Annotated in this window: 22 protein-coding genes; 10 read left to right on the top strand and 12 right to left on the bottom strand. The window is 58.6% G+C overall.

Going from position 1 to position 17,592, the window contains the following annotated elements:
• Nucleotides 1–67: 67 nt before the first annotated feature.
• The 4 genes from AC3ZVB_RS09620 to AC3ZVB_RS09605 form a co-directional block, all read right to left on the bottom strand.
• Nucleotides 68–886 (bottom strand): M48 family metallopeptidase, encoded by an 819-nt coding sequence (locus tag AC3ZVB_RS09620; protein ID WP_162437187.1) that lies wholly within the window; start codon nucleotides 884–886, stop codon nucleotides 68–70.
• Between the two features lie 164 nt (nucleotides 887–1,050).
• Nucleotides 1,051–1,674, bottom strand: a complete 624-nt coding sequence (locus AC3ZVB_RS09615; protein ID WP_162437186.1) for an SOS response-associated peptidase — start codon at nucleotides 1,672–1,674, stop codon at nucleotides 1,051–1,053.
• Nucleotides 1,675–1,709: 35 nt separating this feature from the next.
• The gene (locus tag AC3ZVB_RS09610; protein WP_162437185.1) at nucleotides 1,710–1,970 is read right to left on the bottom strand and encodes a putative signal transducing protein; all 261 of its coding nucleotides are present in this window, start codon (nucleotides 1,968–1,970) and stop codon (nucleotides 1,710–1,712) included.
• Between the two features lie 10 nt (nucleotides 1,971–1,980).
• On the bottom strand, nucleotides 1,981–2,163 hold the full coding sequence (locus tag AC3ZVB_RS09605; RefSeq protein WP_162437184.1) for a CPXCG motif-containing cysteine-rich protein: 183 nt from the start codon (nucleotides 2,161–2,163) through the stop codon (nucleotides 1,981–1,983).
• 140 nt (nucleotides 2,164–2,303) lie between these two features.
• Here AC3ZVB_RS09605 and AC3ZVB_RS09600 point away from each other — a divergent pair, with 140 nt between their 5' ends.
• A complete protein-coding gene (locus AC3ZVB_RS09600; protein WP_490146382.1) occupies nucleotides 2,304–3,470 on the top strand; it encodes a 1-acyl-sn-glycerol-3-phosphate acyltransferase in 1,167 nt (388 codons plus the stop codon).
• A gap of 104 nt (nucleotides 3,471–3,574) precedes the next feature.
• On the opposite strand, the gene AC3ZVB_RS09595 is transcribed toward AC3ZVB_RS09600, so the two are convergent.
• On the bottom strand, nucleotides 3,575–3,853 hold the full coding sequence (locus AC3ZVB_RS09595) for a hypothetical protein (protein ID WP_162437182.1): 279 nt from the start codon (nucleotides 3,851–3,853) through the stop codon (nucleotides 3,575–3,577).
• 193 nt (nucleotides 3,854–4,046) lie between these two features.
• Between AC3ZVB_RS09595 and AC3ZVB_RS09590 the strand changes: the two genes are divergently transcribed.
• Nucleotides 4,047–4,253: a hypothetical protein gene (locus AC3ZVB_RS09590; protein WP_010458215.1), complete on the top strand. Its 207-nt coding sequence runs from the start codon at nucleotides 4,047–4,049 to the stop codon at nucleotides 4,251–4,253.
• A gap of 214 nt (nucleotides 4,254–4,467) precedes the next feature.
• On the opposite strand, the gene AC3ZVB_RS09585 is transcribed toward AC3ZVB_RS09590, so the two are convergent.
• Complete coding sequence (locus tag AC3ZVB_RS09585; protein ID WP_194692728.1) at nucleotides 4,468–5,052, bottom strand: YajG family lipoprotein; 585 nt, start codon at nucleotides 5,050–5,052, stop codon at nucleotides 4,468–4,470.
• 200 nt (nucleotides 5,053–5,252) lie between these two features.
• Between AC3ZVB_RS09585 and AC3ZVB_RS09580 the strand changes: the two genes are divergently transcribed.
• A complete protein-coding gene (locus AC3ZVB_RS09580; RefSeq protein WP_162437180.1) occupies nucleotides 5,253–5,486 on the top strand; it encodes a hypothetical protein in 234 nt (77 codons plus the stop codon).
• A 734-nt stretch (nucleotides 5,487–6,220) separates the two neighbouring features.
• Nucleotides 6,221–7,729 carry a malate dehydrogenase (quinone) gene (mqo, locus tag AC3ZVB_RS09575; protein ID WP_162437179.1) on the top strand — a complete coding sequence of 503 codons (1,509 nt, stop codon included), beginning with the start codon at nucleotides 6,221–6,223 and terminating at the stop codon, nucleotides 7,727–7,729.
• Nucleotides 7,730–7,913: 184 nt separating this feature from the next.
• Here the strand turns inward: mqo and AC3ZVB_RS09570 are convergent, their stop codons facing one another.
• From AC3ZVB_RS09570 to AC3ZVB_RS09555, 4 genes are all read right to left on the bottom strand, one after another.
• Entirely contained in the window at nucleotides 7,914–8,201 is a 288-nt protein-coding gene (locus AC3ZVB_RS09570) for a PA4642 family protein (RefSeq protein ID WP_490146381.1), read from the bottom strand.
• Between the two features lie 63 nt (nucleotides 8,202–8,264).
• Entirely contained in the window at nucleotides 8,265–8,750 is a 486-nt protein-coding gene (locus tag AC3ZVB_RS09565; protein WP_162437178.1) for a hypothetical protein, read from the bottom strand.
• A gap of 197 nt (nucleotides 8,751–8,947) precedes the next feature.
• Complete coding sequence (locus tag AC3ZVB_RS09560; protein ID WP_490146380.1) at nucleotides 8,948–9,421, bottom strand: WbuC family cupin fold metalloprotein; 474 nt, start codon at nucleotides 9,419–9,421, stop codon at nucleotides 8,948–8,950.
• Between the two features lie 3 nt (nucleotides 9,422–9,424).
• A complete protein-coding gene (locus AC3ZVB_RS09555) occupies nucleotides 9,425–9,982 on the bottom strand; it encodes a hypoxanthine-guanine phosphoribosyltransferase (protein ID WP_162437176.1) in 558 nt (185 codons plus the stop codon).
• A gap of 162 nt (nucleotides 9,983–10,144) precedes the next feature.
• On the opposite strand from AC3ZVB_RS09555, the gene upp reads away from it, so the two are divergent.
• Both upp and AC3ZVB_RS09545 read left to right on the top strand, forming a co-directional pair.
• Nucleotides 10,145–10,783: a uracil phosphoribosyltransferase gene (upp, locus tag AC3ZVB_RS09550; RefSeq protein ID WP_162437175.1), complete on the top strand. Its 639-nt coding sequence runs from the start codon at nucleotides 10,145–10,147 to the stop codon at nucleotides 10,781–10,783.
• Nucleotides 10,784–10,785: 2 nt separating this feature from the next.
• Nucleotides 10,786–12,060 carry a uracil-xanthine permease family protein gene (locus tag AC3ZVB_RS09545; RefSeq protein WP_162437174.1) on the top strand — a complete coding sequence of 425 codons (1,275 nt, stop codon included), beginning with the start codon at nucleotides 10,786–10,788 and terminating at the stop codon, nucleotides 12,058–12,060.
• A 159-nt stretch (nucleotides 12,061–12,219) separates the two neighbouring features.
• On the opposite strand, the gene hemH is transcribed toward AC3ZVB_RS09545, so the two are convergent.
• Together hemH and AC3ZVB_RS09535 are read right to left on the bottom strand one after the other, a co-directional pair.
• Nucleotides 12,220–13,245, bottom strand: a complete 1,026-nt coding sequence (hemH, locus tag AC3ZVB_RS09540; RefSeq protein WP_162437173.1) for a ferrochelatase — start codon at nucleotides 13,243–13,245, stop codon at nucleotides 12,220–12,222.
• A gap of 13 nt (nucleotides 13,246–13,258) precedes the next feature.
• Nucleotides 13,259–14,161, bottom strand: coding sequence for a TIGR01777 family oxidoreductase (locus tag AC3ZVB_RS09535; RefSeq protein WP_194692732.1), 903 nt, complete (start codon nucleotides 14,159–14,161; stop codon nucleotides 13,259–13,261).
• A gap of 196 nt (nucleotides 14,162–14,357) precedes the next feature.
• Between AC3ZVB_RS09535 and AC3ZVB_RS09530 the strand changes: the two genes are divergently transcribed.
• From AC3ZVB_RS09530 to AC3ZVB_RS09515, 4 genes are all read left to right on the top strand, one after another.
• Nucleotides 14,358–15,344 (top strand): NAD(P)/FAD-dependent oxidoreductase, encoded by a 987-nt coding sequence (locus tag AC3ZVB_RS09530; protein WP_490146379.1) that lies wholly within the window; start codon nucleotides 14,358–14,360, stop codon nucleotides 15,342–15,344.
• Nucleotides 15,341–15,556 (top strand): TIGR02450 family Trp-rich protein, encoded by a 216-nt coding sequence (locus AC3ZVB_RS09525; RefSeq protein WP_162439671.1) that lies wholly within the window; start codon nucleotides 15,341–15,343, stop codon nucleotides 15,554–15,556. The genes AC3ZVB_RS09530 and AC3ZVB_RS09525 overlap by 4 nt, the downstream gene beginning before the upstream one ends.
• A 112-nt stretch (nucleotides 15,557–15,668) precedes the next feature.
• Complete coding sequence (locus AC3ZVB_RS09520) at nucleotides 15,669–16,628, top strand: YbgA family protein (protein WP_162439672.1); 960 nt, start codon at nucleotides 15,669–15,671, stop codon at nucleotides 16,626–16,628.
• A complete protein-coding gene (locus AC3ZVB_RS09515; protein WP_490146378.1) occupies nucleotides 16,628–17,569 on the top strand; it encodes a MerR family transcriptional regulator in 942 nt (313 codons plus the stop codon). Before AC3ZVB_RS09520 ends, AC3ZVB_RS09515 begins: the two co-directional genes overlap by 1 nt.
• The last annotated feature ends 23 nt before the right edge of the window (nucleotides 17,570–17,592 follow it).

The following is a 17,592-nucleotide window of genomic DNA, read 5'->3' as shown; positions in this document are numbered from 1 at the left end:
TTGGAATGCACTTCCCTGTGGGAGCCGGCCTGCTGGCGATGAGGCCCTTATGGACGATGAATCAACATCAGGATTTCGGCGCTTTCTCGTACAGAGGCATGACTTTCGGAATCGCCGCCTGCAGCGAAGCAATGCGACTGGCCGAGGCCGGGTGAGTGCTCATGAACTCCGGTGGCGAGCCTTCCGACGCCTTGGACATCTTGTTCCACAAGGTAATCGCGGCGTTCGGGTTGTAACCGGCGCGGGCTGCCAACTCCAGACCGATCAGGTCAGCTTCGTTTTCGTTGGAGCGACTGTTGGGCAGCGTCATACCGTAGTTAGCCACGGTGTCCGCCAGCGCCAGGCTGTCCTGGCCGAGGCCGAACAATGCACCGGCCCCCTGCTTGGCCATCTCGATGCCATAGGCCTTGGACATCGCTTCACGACCGTGCTCGCGCAAGGCGTGAGCGATTTCATGGCCCATGATGGCAGCGATTTCATCATCGGTGAGTTTCAGGCTGTCGATCAGACCGGTGTAGAAAATGATCTTGCCGCCAGGCCCGCAGTTGGCGTTGAGCTCATCGCTCTTGATCAGATTCACTTCCCATTTCCACTGCGCCGAATCCGGGCGGAACACGGGTGCCTGAGCAATCAGTCGATCAGCGATCGCCTGCACGCGCTTGGCTTCGCTACTGGTTTTGTCCAGCACGCCCTTGCTGGTCGCCTCACCCAAGGTCTTTTGATAAGACTGGGCGTACATCTGGTTGACCTCGTCCGTCGACAACATGCTGAACATGTATTGCTTGCGCTCAACGCCCACGGCCCCGCCGCTGGTGGTGTTGACCGACTGACAACCGGCGAGCAGCAAACTTGCGCTCAGTGCACACAAAACCAATGTCTTGTTCATCGAAAAGCTCCTTGAAAACATGCGGCGTATCCTAGGCGCGCAATTGTATCTGCGCCAGATACATCCGTCGTGACGAAACACATTTCAGATAGATCTCGAAAAGATCAAAAGATCACGGGCTGTGATTTTCCGGTTTTGATTGTCTACACACTGCAGAGACGCCCCTACCCCGGGGTTAAACACTCCGGTGCATTGAGCTTGGGATCATTCACCAGATTGGCCAATACCCGCTCGCGCAACGCAATGGGCTCACTGGCCAGCAGCGCCTGCAGCACATGCAACGGCGTTTCGGGATTGAGCCACGCTTCCTGTCCCGCCGCATCGAGAATCAACGGACGACGCTGACTCGCCGCCGGCTGGGTGATAACTGCGGTGCTCAGCCAGACCTGTTCCTGCACCGGATACGCCTCCCAGATCGCCGCAAAGCACAGCGCCGAGCCTTCTCCCGGCGTCAGCCAGTACGGACGTTTACGCGTCGTACCGCGCCATTCGTAGAAGCCGTTGGCCGGCAGCAGGCAACGGCGCAGGCGAAAGGCCTCGCGAAACATCGGTTGTTCCGCAACGGTTTCAGCCCGGGCATGGGCCGGCGTGCGGGACAGGTCGGTCAGCCATGGCGGCGTCAGACCCCAGCGGGCACGGGCCAATTCACGTTGGCCGTCGACGTTCGCGCGCAGCATCAGCACCGAATCGGTAGGGGAAATGTTCCACTGGGCCTGTTGATCGGCCGGAAAACCTGGCAGCGCCGCGAAGGCGGGGTTCCAGCGAAACAGGGCATAACGTCCACACATGGGGCAGCACGACTCTTGATAAAACGAACGTCAGCCTAACAGACCAGCGTGCCGGGAAAACTCTCCGGCTCATCACCGGGAAGCGGCAGCGCGGCATTGTACGCGGTGATCAGTTCTCGGGCGTATACGGCCTGGTCATTATCCACCGACAGCCCAAGAAGGCCGAAGATCGGCAATTCGCCGGTGCCACCGACCAAGTCGCGCCCCTCCAGATGAGCCTCGATGCCTTCGCTGGCCAGCATGCCCTGCAGCAACTCGCCTTCCATCAGGTTTTCCGGTTCGTAGATTCGCTGCATGGACGCCCCCTCACTCGTTTTCACTGAAAACTTCGAGATGCCACTCTTCTCCTTCGACCTGCAACACGAATGTGATGGGTCGACAACACACCTGACAATCCTCGATATAGGTTTGATCGCCCCCCGACAAGTCCACTGTCGTCTCAACCTCTTCACCACAATACGGACATTCATACAGTGCCGATTCCAGCATCGCGGTCTCCCAAGTGACTTGTGCGTATAATCGCCGGTCTATTTGCAGGGCTATTTTTGTCTGTCTTACTTTTTCAGACCGTGCCCTGTTGGTTTTCGATCAAAACCTTTACTTACCCTAGCCGTTTCTAACAAGAGAGCATGATGGGCGAATTCGATACCATCCGACCTTACGACGACAGCGAAGTCCCAGCGGTGCTGGCTCGGCTGCTCAGCGACAAGGCCTTTCTAGATATCCTCACCCACTTTCGCTTCCCGCGTTTTGCCGGTGCTTTAGGCTGGGCGCTCAAACCTCTTATAGCTCATCGGTTGCGCCGTGAGTTCGCCGGCGTCAATTCGGTAGCTACGTTGCAGGACAAAGTCGAGGTTTACGTCGACCACACCATTGAGCGCGCCACCGACGGCGTGACCTACAGCGGCGTGGAACAATTCAAGTCCGGCAGTGCGTACCTGTTCATCGCCAACCATCGCGATATCGTCATGGACCCGGCATTCGTCAACTATGCCGTGTACCACGCCGGCCTGCCGACCCCGCGTATCGCCATCGGCGACAACCTGCTGCAGAAGCCTTTCGTCAGCGACCTGATGCGCCTCAACAAGAGTTTTATCGTGCACCGCTCGATCACTGGTCGGCGCGAAAAAATGGCGGCTTATCAGCTGCTGTCGGCGTACATCAACCACTCGATCCGCAACGATTGCGCCTCGATCTGGATTGCACAGGCTGAAGGTCGGGCCAAAGACGGTGACGACCGTACCGAGTCGGCGATCCTCAAGATGTTTCACATGAGTCGCAAGGACGAGCCGTTCGGCGAAGTCATCCGGTCCCTGAACGTGACCCCGGTGTCGATCAGCTACGAGTACGACCCCTGCGATCAGGCCAAGGCTCGCGAACTCTTTATCCGCGCCACCACTGGCACCTACACCAAGGTGCCGGGCGAGGATGATGTGAGCATTGCCAAAGGCATTACCGGGTACAAGGGTCGAGTCCACGTGAATTTTGCCGCACCGATCACGCAGATGTTCGACGACACCAAGCAATTGGCGATCGAAATGGACAAACAGATTCTGGGTGGGTATCGATTGTTCCCGGTGCACTACCTGGCATACGCCCAATGGAAAGACGCCGACCCGCAATTGCAGGTGCCGAAAGCCGCCGAGGTGTTTGCGGCCGACGAACTGGCCAAGGCCCAGGAAGAATGGCAACGTCGCCTGGATGAATGCCCTCAGGAGCATCGCCCGTACCTGGTGCAGCAGTATGCGACGCCGGTGCGCAATCAGTACCGGGTTAAAGCTGGGTTGCCGCTGTAAATTTCGAAAGATTAGAAGATCAAAAGATCGCAGCCTTCGGCAGCTCCTACACGGTTTTCAATGTAGGAGCTGCCGGAGGCTGCGATCTTTTTTGCTTCTGAACGTTAGAACCGGGTGCTGATCCACGAAACGAGCAACGCCAGCCCCAGGCAGGCAAAGCCGAATCGATAGAAAAAACGGTTCATGCGCAAGGTTGCCCAATCCAGGAGCGGCTCTTCGCTCGGGCGGCTCTGGCGCTGAGACGCAAGACTGGCCAGCGCGCGTTGCTCGCGACGACGCGTAGCGTGCAGCAACCAGCCGCCGGGAAAGGCAAGCAGCAGGGCCAGCAGGTTGATCAATTTGGCGGGATGGGCGGTAAACAGCGTCATCAAATGCAGCGACATCACGGACCTCAAGCAAAACAGCTGTGGCAGGCACCGGACCGGCGACCGCGCGGCAGATTCTACCGAAAGCCTCTTCGCTTGCCCTTCCTTTCCGACAAATAACGAAGCAACTGACCCAATACTGCCTTGTGTCACGGCGACGTCATCTAATTGCGGCAGTCTGGCGCCCCTCGAAACCGACAGGGAAACCGTCATGCTGCACGCCGAAAACCAGGATCGTCTCTACCTCATCGCCCAAAGCGACGAACAACAGAACCTCGTGGGAAGCCTCGCCTTCAACGTTCAAGACCGCCACTGGCTGGTGTATTGCGCATTGGGCGGTCATCAGCACGCGGACTTGCCGGAGACCGATTTGCTGACGGGCGTGAGCGTGCTGGACTTTTATTCGCAAGCTGCCTGACCCCGCGAATCCTCTGTAGGAGCTGCCGCAGGCTGCGATCTTTTGATCCTGGCTTTTCGACAGCTCCTATTTTCAAGAAGCAAGATCAAAAGATCGCAGCCTTCGGCAGCTCCTACAGGGTTTGCGAGCGGGCTTGCTTCCAGAAGTCGGTCTGTATGAGCCATAAAAAAACCCGGGCCATTTCTGGCACCGGGTTTTTTCGTCTCGCGAAAATTTACTGGCCGAGAATCTGACCCACTGACGGGTCTTTGAACAGACGCGTCAACGCATCGCTCAACACATCGCTGACCAGCTTGGTGTTGGTCTCCTGATTCGGCGCCATACCGAAACGCTGATCCAGGGATGCGCCGTAACGACCGCTGTAACGACGACCACCGTTCTGCACATCCGAGCGGAACGTCGCGCCAATAGTGGCTTCCGTCACGTACATGCCTTCTTTGGGCGACTGATACTTCAGTTCGGCCAGCGTCACGGTCAACTGCGGCGCGTTCATGCCGTTGCTGACCGGCGTGAAGCCCAGCAGGCGCACGGCCGCTTCGGCCTGAGCCTGCAACTTCGGCAGGATCTGTGCGCCCTGCACAGTAATCGCGCTGGTTTCAGGGTACATACCGCCACGGGTGCCCAGGGTTGGCGACGGACGACCATCCACCACACGAACCACCACCTGCTGACCATGGCCAACCGGCGCCAGCTGAGTGGTCAGCCTCGGCTCCGGGCTCAGTTGTTGCGGGCTATGGGCGCAGCCGACGAGGGTCAAACTGGTCACAGTAATCAAACCGAACAACAAGCGTTGCAACATGCTCTTCTCTCCAGAATCAGGCACAAACAGGCCGGCAGTATAGCGGTGCGCCACCGGGGCAAACCAGCGCAACAATTACAGATAAATCTGACACGTCTATCAGACTGCGGTTCATGTCACAGATCTGTCACCGCCCATACACTTGCACGTCACGACCCACTGGCAACCTTCGCATCAGTCCCTCAACAAGGAACCTGGCCATGCGCTACCTCATCTCGCTGTTCGCACCCCGCCCGCTGCATCGCTGCTTCGCCCTGCTCGACCGCAACGGTCATTGCCAGGCATTCAAGCAGTGCAGCCTCCAGCCAATGGGTGACGGCTGGGTCGAAATCGAAGAAATCCGCCTCAATTGGCTGCACCATCCCCTGCCCCCAAGTGCCCGGGTCCGCCAGCGCCAGACTCGCTCACGGGCCCAACAACTGTTGACCACCTGACCGGACGCCTAATAAAAGTCATTATTGACGACCATTTCCCCGCGTTTCTTCGTTACAATCTCCCCCCGATTATAAGGACGTCTCCTGATCGGGCCCCGCAGCATTGTCAATGCGCTTGTATTGACCCTCGATACCGCCCACAGAGAGCCGCCCACACAGATCGTGTGAAGCTGGCGCTTGCTGTTCTTCAAGCAAAAAACCCACTTTTCGCGAATCTGCAGAGCTGTCATTACGCTCGGTCACTGAGCTGTCTGCCCGTTTTGCCGGTCATGTAACCCATGACGGCGATCCATCCGGGCACAGTGCCAGGCTGGGACAGCCCTTTTTGAGGTTCACGTCTTCAAAAGAGCGTGAAAAAAACGGGTTTTCACAACTTCACAAGAGTGTGGCGAGCAAATGAATAGTTTTGCGTCTGAACATGCACCATTAGCGTCTGAAACAGCCCAACGACACAGGACCGAGTACTCCTCGAACACCGGAGCCTGAAGCCTGTCCGCTACGGATTTGGTTGCACAAACGGATGTATCGACCATAAGTCGAATTGCCAGTCGCGCGTTGAAATGAGTTCATAGACCTCATTATCCCGGCCGGTAGCGTCCGTCGAAGTTGCGATAAATTGCGAAGATTCGGACATGGCGACAGTGCCATGAGTACCAGGGGCATCACTGACTCGCCCCGGAACGCCTGGCAGCCATACCGACAATTTGGTGCTGCAGATTTTGGAGACGCGTTAAATGGCGCATAACGAAGCAGTCGACGTAGTACTCGTAGGGGCCGGCATCATGAGTGCCACCCTCGCCGTACTGCTCAAAGAACTCGACCCCGCGATCAAGCTGGAAGTCGTCGAGCTGATGGATTCCGGTGCCGCGGAGAGTTCCAACCCGTGGAACAACGCCGGTACCGGTCACGCCGGGCTGTGTGAGCTGAATTACACGCCGCAGGCCGCCGACGGCACCGTCGACATCAAGAAAGCCGTGCACATCAACACCCAGTTCGAGGTGTCGAAGCAGTTCTGGTCGTACCTGACCAAAAAAGGCACCTTCGGCTCGTGCAAATCGTTCATCAGCCCGGTGCCGCACTTGAGCTTCGTGCAAGGTGACGGTGGTGTGTCGTTCCTCAAGGAACGCTTCAATGTGTTGAGCAAGCACCACGCGTTCTCGGATATGGAATACACCGAAGACAAGGCCACCATGGCCGAGTGGATGCCGCTGATGATGCCAGGCCGTCCGGCTGACGAAGTCATCGCGGCCACTCGCGTGATGAACGGCACCGACGTCAACTTCGGCGCCCTGACCAATCAATTGCTCAAGCACCTGACCAGCGCACCCGATGCCCAGGTCAAGTACTGCAAGCGAGTGACCGGCCTCAAGCGCAACAACGGTGGCTGGACCGTCAGCATCAAGGACGTGAACAGCGGTAACACCCGTGAAGTCGACGCCAAGTTCGTCTTCCTCGGCGCAGGCGGCGCAGCACTGCCGCTGCTGCAGGCGTCGGGCATTGAAGAAAGCAAAGGCTTCGGCGGCTTCCCGATCAGTGGCCAGTGGCTGCGCTGCGACAACCCGGAAGTGGTCAAGCACCACCAGGCCAAGGTGTACAGCCAGGCAGCGGTGGGTTCGCCACCGATGTCCGTGCCGCACCTGGACACCCGTGTCGTCGATGGCAAGAAGTCCCTGCTGTTCGGACCTTACGCCGGGTTCACCACCAAGTTCCTCAAGCACGGCTCCTTCATGGACCTGCCGATGTCGGTTCGTGCCGGCAACATCGGCCCGATGCTGGCGGTGGCGAAAAACAACATGGACCTGACCAAATACCTGGTCAGCGAAGTGATGCAGTCGATGGAGCAGCGCCTGGATTCCCTGCGTCGTTTCTACCCTGAAGCGAAAGCCGAAGACTGGCGCCTGGAAGTGGCCGGCCAACGGGTGCAGATCATCAAGAAAGACCCGAAAAAAGGCGGCGTGCTGCAGTTCGGCACCGAGCTGGTCGCGGCCAAGGACGGTTCCCTGGCAGCACTGCTCGGCGCTTCGCCAGGTGCTTCGGTGACGGTTTCGATCATGCTTGAGCTGATCGAAAAATGCTTCCCGAACAAGGCATCCACTGAATGGGCTGCCAAGCTGGCAGAAATCTTCCCGGCCCGGGAAAAGGTTCTGGAAACCGACGCTGCGCTGTATCGCAAGATCAACACGCAGAACAACGTCGCACTGGAACTGGTTGAAGCCAGCAGCGAGACCGAAAGCTACGCTTGATTCGGTCCCAATAAAAAACGCCCCGCTCTCATTGAGGCCGGGGCGTTTTTTTATGGGCGACATCTGAAACGCCGATCATTGTGGCGAGGGAGCTTGCTCCCGCTGGGCTGCGAAGCGGCCCAAAAATCTTGTGAGCGCTGCGCACTCAAGCGGGAGCAAGCTCCCTCGCCACAGGGAAAAGTGATTAGCCGCGCGCTTTTTCGATCAGCTCAATGTACTCGGCCGCATTGCGCTGATCCTTGATCACCGCAACAAAATCATTGCCGTGCTCGTCCTTGCCGTCCAGGTCATGACCCGCCTCGACGAAGAAGGTCAGAAAACGCTCGAAGTCATCGATACGCAGGCCACGGTAGGCTTTGATCAGTTTGTGCAGCGACGGCGAAGTGGCGTCGACCGGCTCGAAATCGAGAAACAACTTGATCTGCTCATCGCCGATCTCGTCACCAATCACTTGCTTCTTATCTTTACGCATTGCCGACTCCAGCTCGCAGACATTTCACGGGGCGGGCAGTTTACCCCTCCCTTGGCGCCGCACTCAACGCGGACGAACGCTGCCGGTGTGCAAATCCGCCCAGATATGTCCGTTGGCATAGCTGAGGAATTGGCAATACACCGTGTCATTGCGCAGCAGATCGATCACCACCCGGTACTGTGCCATCGGGTAGTAAAGCGTCAGCGTCCTGGTTTTATCGTCGTAGATCGGCTTTTTCAGGCTTTTGCTTTCGCCGTCGAAGTTGACCAGCACTTGATTGATGGTCGCCCCCTTGTTCAAGGACTTGCCCTTGAGGCGGATCATCAACGGTGACGTCACGGGAATCGGTTGCTGGTTGGATTGGCGCTGACTGCCCACCACTACCGAGTATTCCGTAACCTGCAGCAACTGTTGCAGGTCCGGTTCGGCGTCACGCAGGTTCAGGTCATCCGGTGGAAGAAATTGCGCGTGCATGGGCGCCGGGGCGGCAGCCAGCGGCAGGCTGAAAGCCAGCATCAGTACGGCGAAGCAGCGAATCAAAAGGCTCATGACGGGCTCCGGAGATGAAGCCGAGCACTGTAACGCATACCTGTAGCAGCTGGCGAAGCCTGCGTCCGGCGGCGGAGCCGTCGTTAATCCTGAATCTACATTTTTCCTGACACACCCTGCTGCCTGATCTCACGACGGCTTCGCCGCCGGACGCAGCCTTCGGCAGCTGCTACAGGGAGTTTGGTGCTGTCAGGCGCTCAATCAAACTGCGCGCGCATCCAGGCCTGATACTCGGCAACGCCCGGCTGGCCTTCGCGCGGCGCCCAATCCGGCAGCTCACCGTCACCGACCGGGCGATAAGGACCGGCCTTGCATTCGAACATCAGGCTGTCGGCTTCCAGCACCACCAGGCCATGGAACACGCCAGTGGGCAGGTCCACGCCGATACAATCGCCACCGGCCTGCAGGATGCGCTTGCTGACTACCCCGCCCGACTCATCAAAGATCAACACGCCAAGCCGGCCTTTAAGGACCAGCAAGGTTTCGGCCTTGTTCTCGCCAAGGTGCCGATGTGGCGGGATATAGGTGCTCGGCTGCAACCCGACGGCCATGCGATGGCAAGCATCTTCCATCTGATGGAAGTTGTGATGTTGACGCCCACGGGGATTAGCCGCAGCTTTCTCGGCCAACTCAACGAACAGCGTTTGATCAAGAAAGCTCGGCGTGGTCATTGATTACATTCCTTTAACGGCAAAAATCCCGTTGGCGTTGCGCCAGTAACCTTTGTAATCCATGCCGTAACCGAAGATGTAACGGTCGATGCACGGCAGACCGACGAAGTCGGCTTTCAGGTCCGGGCGAGCCTTGCGGTCGTGGTCTTTGTCGATCAGTACCGCGGTGTGCACTTTGCGTGCGCCGGCATGTTTGCAGAAGTCGATGATCGCGCCCAGGGTGTGACCTTCATCGAGGATGTCGTCGATGATCAGCACATCACGGTCGATGAACGAAACTTCCGGCTTGGCTTTCCAGAAAAGGTCACCGCCGCTGGTTTCGTTGCGATAACGGGTGGCGTGCAGGTAGGACGCTTCCAGCGGGAATTGCAGATGGGTGAGCAGCTTGCCAGCGAAAATCAGGCCGCCGTTCATCACACAGAACACCACCGGATTGCTGTCAGCCAGTTGCTCGTTGATGTGCGCACCGACGCGGGCGATGGCCGCCTCGACTTCAGCTTCGGTGTACAGGCAGTCAGCCTCTCGCATGATTTGACGGATATGCTCGAGATCAGCGGACATGGCGCTCTCCAGGGGGACGTATTCGGGAAAAGCGGGCAAAGGTACGCATCCCGCCCGGCCAGATCAAGCGTTTGTGGACTAACGTACTCTATGTCTATAGGACAACACTCTCGGATAGATTAATCTAGGCCGCTTTTTTTGCCCGCCGCCGGAGCTTTTCCCATGCCCATCCTCGAGATCCGCCATCCGCTGATCCGTCATAAACTAGGCCTAATGCGCCGCGCAGACATCAGCACCAAGAATTTCCGTGAGCTCGCTCAGGAAGTCGGTGCCCTGCTGACCTATGAAGCCACCAAAGACTTGCCGCTGGAAGCCTACGATATCGAAGGCTGGTGCGGAACCGTGTCGGTCGAGAAAATCGCCGGCAAGAAAATTACCGTCGTGCCGATCCTGCGTGCCGGCATCGGCATGCTTGAAGGTGTGCTGAGCCTGATCCCGGGCGCCAAAGTCAGCGCCGTGGGCGTGGCCCGCAATGAAGAAACGTTGCAGGCACACACCTACCTGGAAAAACTGGTCCCGGAAATCAACGAGCGCCTGGCAATGATCATCGACCCGATGCTCGCCACCGGTAGCTCCATGGTTGCCACCATCGACCTGCTGAAAAAAGCCGGTTGCCGCGACATCCGCGCCATGGTGCTGGTTGCCGCGCCCGAAGGCATTGCCGCCGTGGAGAAGGCTCACCCGGACGTGACCATCTACACCGCATCCATCGACGAACGACTGAACGAGCACGGTTACATCATTCCGGGCCTCGGCGATGCGGGTGACAAGATCTTCGGCACCAAGCAGAAGGACGCTTGAGCATGCAGGAAGAGTTCAACGATCCGCTCTGGCGCACGGTGTTGTCCGGCGCACAGATGCTGTTCGTAGCGTTCGGCGCCCTGGTGTTGATGCCGCTGATCACCGGTCTCGACCCGAACGTAGCGCTGTTTACCGCAGGGCTGGGGACGATCCTGTTCCAGATCGTCACCGGCCGTCAGGTACCGGTATTTCTGGCATCGAGTTTTGCCTTCATCACCCCGATCATTCTTGCCAAGGGCCAGTTCGGGCTCGCGGCGACCATGGGCGGCGTCATGGCGGCAGGCTTCGTCTATACCTTTCTCGGCCTGGCCGTGAAGATCAAAGGCACCGGCTTCATTGACCGGCTGCTGCCACCGGTGGTGATTGGTCCGGTGATCATCTCCATCGGCCTGGCCATGGCACCGATTGCCGCCAACATGGCGATGGGCAAGGCTGACGATGGCTCTGAACTGATTCATTACCAGACGGCGATGCTGATCTCGATGCCGGCATTGCTCACCACGTTGATCGTAGCGGTGTTCGGCAAAGGCATTTTCCGCCTGGTGCCGATCATTTCCGGCGTGCTGGTCGGTTTCGCCATGGCCTTCTACTTCGGTGTAGTGGATACCGCCAAGATCGCCGCGGCACCCTGGTTCGCCATCCCGCACTTCACTGCGCCGGAATTCAACTGGCAGGCGATTCTGTTTATCGTTCCGGTGGCCCTGGCGCCAGCGATCGAACACATCGGCGGTGTGATTGCCGTCGGCAGCGTGACCGGTCGCGACTACCTGAAAAAACCTGGTTTGCATCGCACCCTGCTCGGTGACGGGATTGCGACCACCGCAGCCGGTCTGTTCGGCGGCCCACCCAACACCACCTACGCCGAAGTGACTGGCGCGGTGATGCTGACCAAGAACTACAACCCGAAAATCATGACCTGGGCGGCGATCTTTGCCATCAGCCTGGCGTTTGTGGGCAAGTTCGGTGCGCTGCTGCAAAGCATTCCAGTGCCGGTGATGGGCGGGATTCTCTGCCTGTTGTTCGGTTCGATTGCGGCGGTGGGCATGAACACGCTGATTCGCCACAAGATCGACCTGGGCGAGGCACGCAATCTGGTGATTGTTTCGGTGACCCTGGTGTTCGGGATTGGCGGTGTGCTGGTCGGTACCGGGACAGGCCCGGACGACTTCGGTCTCAAAGGCATTGCGCTGTGCGCGGTGGTGGCGATTGCGCTGAATCTGCTGCTGCCAGGCAATGACAGCTGGAAGCACAAAAAGGCGGATGAGCCGCTGCTTTAACAGCGCACACACCCCCTGTGGCGAGGGAGCTCGCTCCCGCTGGGCCGCGAAGCGGCCCCAACCCCTGCAACCGCGAATTTATAGACATACCGTATTTGCAGGATTGACGACTGCTTCGCAGCCGAGCGGGAGCGAGCTCCCTCGCCACAGTTTGTGTTCTTACAACGAGAGCGGCGCTCGCTCACACAAGGCAGTCAACGCCCGCGCCCACTGCGGGTCATCGTTGAGGCAAGGCACCAGCACCAGTTCCTCCCCTCCCGCTTCGCGGAATTGCTCCAGCCCGCGATCGCCAATCTCCTCCAGCGTCTCGATGCAATCGGCAACGAACGCCGGGCACATCACCAGTATTTTCTTCACGCCGCTTTTGGCCAGTTCGTGCAAACGGGCTTCGGTGTAGGGCTCGATCCATTTCGCCCGGCCCAGGCGCGACTGGAACGACACCGACCATTTACCGTCCGGCAGCCCCATGCGTTTGGCGAACTCGGCAGCGCTGCGCAGGCATTGCGCGCGATAACAGGTGGCCAACACTTCAGGCGAAGCGTTCTTGCAGCAATCTTCATTCTTGAAGCAATGCTGGCCGGTGGGGTCGAGCTTGGTCAGATGTCGCTCCGGCAAACCATGAAAACTCAGCAGCAGGTGATCGTGATCCTGCGCCAGATACGGCTTGGCACTGGCGACCAGCGCATCAAGGTATTCCGGCTGATCGTAAAACGGCTGGAGAATCGAGAACTGCACGTCGAGTTTCTTCTCGCGCACGACGCGTTTGGCTTCTTCAATCACCGTGGTCACGGTGCTGTCGGCGAACTGTGGATAAAGCGGCGCGAGGGTGATGCGTTTGTGGCCTTGAGCGGCGAGCTCCAACAATTTGGTCTCAATCGACGGCTCGCCGTAACGCATCGCCAGCTCAACAGGCCCATGTGTCCACTGCGGGGTCATCGCCTGTTGCAGGCGACGGCTGAGCACCACCAACGGCGAGCCCTCCTCCCACCAGATGGACGCGTAGGCATGGGCCGACTGCTCCGGCCGCTTGATCAGAATCAGCGATACCAGCAAACGGCGCACCGGCCACGGCAGGTCGATCACATACGGGTCCATCAGAAATTGATTGAGGTAACTGCGCACATCCGCCACCGAAGTGGAGGCCGGTGAGCCCAGGTTGACCAGAAGCAATGCGTGATCGGTCATGCAACGTCCTATTTCAAAGGCGGCTGGACAGGTCGTCCAGAGCCGCGCGCAAATCAGTGAACCGGAAAGTGAAACCCGCTTCCAGCAAGCGGACCGGCATGGCCTTTTGGCCGCCCAACAACAGCAATGACAGCTCACCCAGGCACACCTTCAATGCCAGGGCCGGCATCGGCATGAACGCGGGACGATGCAGCACAGCACCCAGGGTCTTGGCGAACTCGCTGTTGCGCACCGGTTTCGGTGCGCAGGCATTATAAGGACCGCTGGCATTTTTCTGATGCAGAAGAAAATCAATCAAGGCGATTTGATCGTCGATATGAATCCACGGCATCCACTGCCGACCATTGCCGATAGGCCCGCCCAGCGCCAGTTTGAATGGCAGCAACAGGCGCGACAAAAAGCCGCCATCGGCCGATAGCACCAACCCCGTACGAACCAGGATCACGCGAATACCCAAGGCCTCGGCTCGCTGTGCGGTTTCCTCCCAGGCGATGCACAGCTGACTGGCGAAATCATCGATGACCGGTGCCGATTCCTCGGTCAATTCCCGTTCGCCCCCATCGCCATACCAACCGACAGCAGAACCGGAAATCAGCACGTCGGGTTTCTGCTCGCGGGTCTCGAGCCAGGCCAGCAGGTGTTCGGTCAGCGTAATCCGGCTGCTCCACAACAACGCCTTGCGCTTGGTCGTCCATGGACGATCTGCAATTGGCGCGCCGGCAAGATTGATGATGGCGTCTACCGTTTCCTGGCCGATGTCCTCCAATCGGGAAATTCCGCGCACCTTGGGACCACAGATTTTCGCGACTTTTTCCGGCTCGCGGCTCCAGACCGTCAGGCTATGTCCCTCGCTCAGCCAGTGTCGGCAGAGCTGACGTCCTATCAAACCAGTACCGCCGGTCAGCAATATGTGCATGACTTCTTCCTCGCGTGGCCTTTTATCCTGCTCACTAGTCTATTTTTATAAGCAGGGATCTTTGGTATCGGGCAGTGTCTGTGTTTAACAATAGGCCAACCTGTCAGAACTAGAACGCTAAAAGTTATACCAAAAAACAATATTGTACAGGTTTCAACCCCAGCGTAGTCTGTACAGAAAGGTAAACGAGGCCCCTATGACTGTACCTATCGCAATCATCGGCACCGGCATCGCCGGGCTCTCAGCCGCCCAAGCCCTGACAGAGCTCGGGTATGTCGTTCAACTTTTCGATAAAAGTCGCGGAAGCGGCGGACGCATGTCGAGCAAGCGCAGTGACGCTGGTGCTCTGGACATGGGCGCGCAGTACTTCACGGCGCGTGACCGTCGGTTCGTTACAGAGGTCCAGCGTTGGCAAACCCTTGGCTGGGTCGCCGAGTGGACGCCGCAGCTTTATACCTATCACGGTGGGCAGCTCAATTTGTCACCGGATGAACAGACTCGCTGGGTCGGCACGCCGCGCATGAGCGCGATCACCCGTGGCCTGCTCGGCAATCTTGAAGTGCAATTCGCCTGTCGCATCACCGAGGTCTATCGCGGAGAAGAGCACTGGCATTTGCAAGACGCCGAAGGCTTCACTCACGGCCCGTTCAGTCATGTGGTCATCGCCACGCCAGCCCCTCAGGCGACGGCATTGCTGGCCTCTGCGCCGAAGCTTGCCGGGGCGGCTGCCGGGGTGAAGATGGACCCGACCTGGGCGATTGCCCTGGCCTTCGATACGCCACTGGATACCCCCATGGAAGGTTGCTTCGTGCAAGACAGCCCGCTCGATTGGTTGGCCCGCAACCGCAGTAAACCCGGGCGTGACAACACACTGGACACGTGGGTACTGCATGCCACGAGCGCCTGGAGCCGACAGCACATCGACCTGTCCAAAGAAGCCGTGATCGAACAATTGCATGGGGCCTTCGCCGAGCTGCTGCACAGCGCCATGCCTGCGCCGACGTTCAGCCTGGCCCACCGCTGGCTCTACGCCCGCCCCGCCACCAGTCACGAATGGGGCACGCTGGCCGACGCTGACCTGGGCCTGTATGCCTGTGGCGACTGGTGCCTGTCTGGCCGCGTCGAAGGCGCCTGGCTCAGCGGTCAGGAAGCCGCCCGCCGCTTGCACGAGCACCTGCAGTGAACCGCATTAATCCAGGCAAATTGCTGCTGTCGAAGTGGACAGCAGCCCACCCGCAAAACCGTGAAAAACATTTTTTGGTGACCGAGCTGTTCCGTGATGAGGAAGGCGTCGTGCTGGAAGTTGAAATCCAGGCGGTGTTGACCAAGCGCAGCGAACGGTTTGAATGGCAGGGCCTTCGCAATCAGGACCAGTGGAAAATGGGTTGGTTGTAGGAGGCCGGTAAAAACCTATACAAATAATTTGACTTGTACAGCTTCGAATCTATGATGAGCTTATGTTGTACAGAACCTCGCATCTGTACAAGTTTAGATTCGAGGTGTTCCGATGATCCCTGCCACCGTGAAACCGAAGATTGCCATCAGCGCCTGCCTGATGGGCGCCGAAGTACGCTTTAACGGCGGACACAAAGAATCTCGCCTGTGCAGTCGCACCCTCACTGAATACTTCGATTTCGTCCCGGTTTGCCCGGAAGTCGCCATTGGCCTCGGCATTCCTCGCCAACCGATCCGTCTGGTCGGTGATCCTGAACAACCTCAAGCCGTCGGCACCGTCCTTCCAGAACTCAACGTCACTCGGCCACTGGCTGAATACGGTGAAAAAATGGCGGCGGAACTGGAGGACATCTGCGGCTACATTTTCATGCAGAAATCCCCTTCCTGCGGCCTGGACCGGGTCAAGGTCTACCACGCCAACGGTGCACCTGTGGATGGCGGTGGACGCGGTATCTACGCCCAGGCTTTCTGCTCACGGCACCCGGATTTACCGGTGGAGGAAGACGGGCGGCTGAATGATCCAGTGCTGCGAGAGAACTTCCTGACGCGGGTTTTCGCCTACAGCGCCTGGCAACAACTGTTGAAAGAAGGCCTGACCCGCCGCGGCCTCACCGACTTTCACTCGCGCTACAAATACCTGCTGATGGCCCACAACCCGGTGCAGTACAAAACCCTGGGCAACTTGCTGGGGAACATGGGTCAGACTGACCCGATCGAGTTGGGCCCGCGCTATTTCAGCGAGCTGATGGCGGCCTTGAAGAAATGCGCCACGCGACGCACCCACAGCAACGTCCTGCAACACATCAGTGGTTACCTCAAGCAGGTGATCAGCGCTGAAGACAAACAGGAAGTGCAGCACGTTATCGGCCAATACCGCCACGGCATCGTGCCGCTGGTGGTGCCTTTGACGCTGCTCAAACACTACTTCCGCCAACACCCGGATCCCTACATTGCGCAACAGGTTTACCTGCAACCGCACCCGGAAAACCTCAGCCTGCGAAACGCGATCTAATGAACGACCGACTCGACACCAGCGCCAGCGAAGACCTGGGCGATGATTTCAAAAAAGCGCTCGACGAAGGCTGGCTGCCCATCCGTGAAGTCGCGCGGCAGACCGGCGTCAACGCCGTCACCTTACGTGCCTGGGAACGTCGTTATGGACTGATCGTGCCCCAACGCACGCCCAAAGGTCATAGGCTGTTCTCGGCCGAGCACGTGCAACGCATCCTGACGATTCTCACCTGGCTCAATCGTGGCGTGGCCGTCAGTCAGGTCAAGCAACTGCTCGATACCCCACAAGCCTTGAACGTACCCGTCGAAAGCGATTGGCACGTACTGCGGCATACGTTGCTGCAAGCCGTAACGCAGCTTAACGAGCGCACCCTGGACGACACCGTCAATCAGGCAATGGCGCTGTACCCGCCACGCACCTTGTGCGAGCAGTTACTGATGCCGCTGTTGGCGGACCTGGAGCAACGCTGGAAGGGCCAGTTCGGCGCGCAAATGGAACGCGTGTTTTTTTATTCCTGGCTGCGCAGCAAGTTTGGCGCGCGCATTTACCACAACAACCGTCAACTACGCACCGCGCCGCTGCTGTTGATCAATCACTCGGACCTGCCGCTGGAGCCTGACCTGTGGCTCACCGCCTGGCTGGTCAGTAGCGCCGATTGCCCGGTCGAGGTGTTCGACTGGCCGCTGCCGGCGGGTGAACTGGCGCTGGCGGTGGATCATTTGAAGGCTCGCGGCGTGCTGCTGTATTCCAGCAAAGCCATGAACCTGCCGCAGCTGGTGAAACTATTGAGCGGCGTGAGTTGCCCAAAAATCATTGCCGGCCCAACGGTATGCATCCATTGCGCCGAGTTGTCCGTAAGAACCTCTGAGATCGCTGATTTGTTTCTGGCCGAAGATCCCTTGTCGGCTCACCAGAACCTCGTGCAGCAGGGGCTCATTTAATGGCGACTCTTAATAAAAGTACG

It is taken from the genome of Pseudomonas sp. MDV22-iso1, assembly GCF_058145095.1.
The sequence above is the reverse complement of the archived record's forward strand: the minus strand, read 5'-3'. Positions and strand labels throughout refer to the sequence as shown.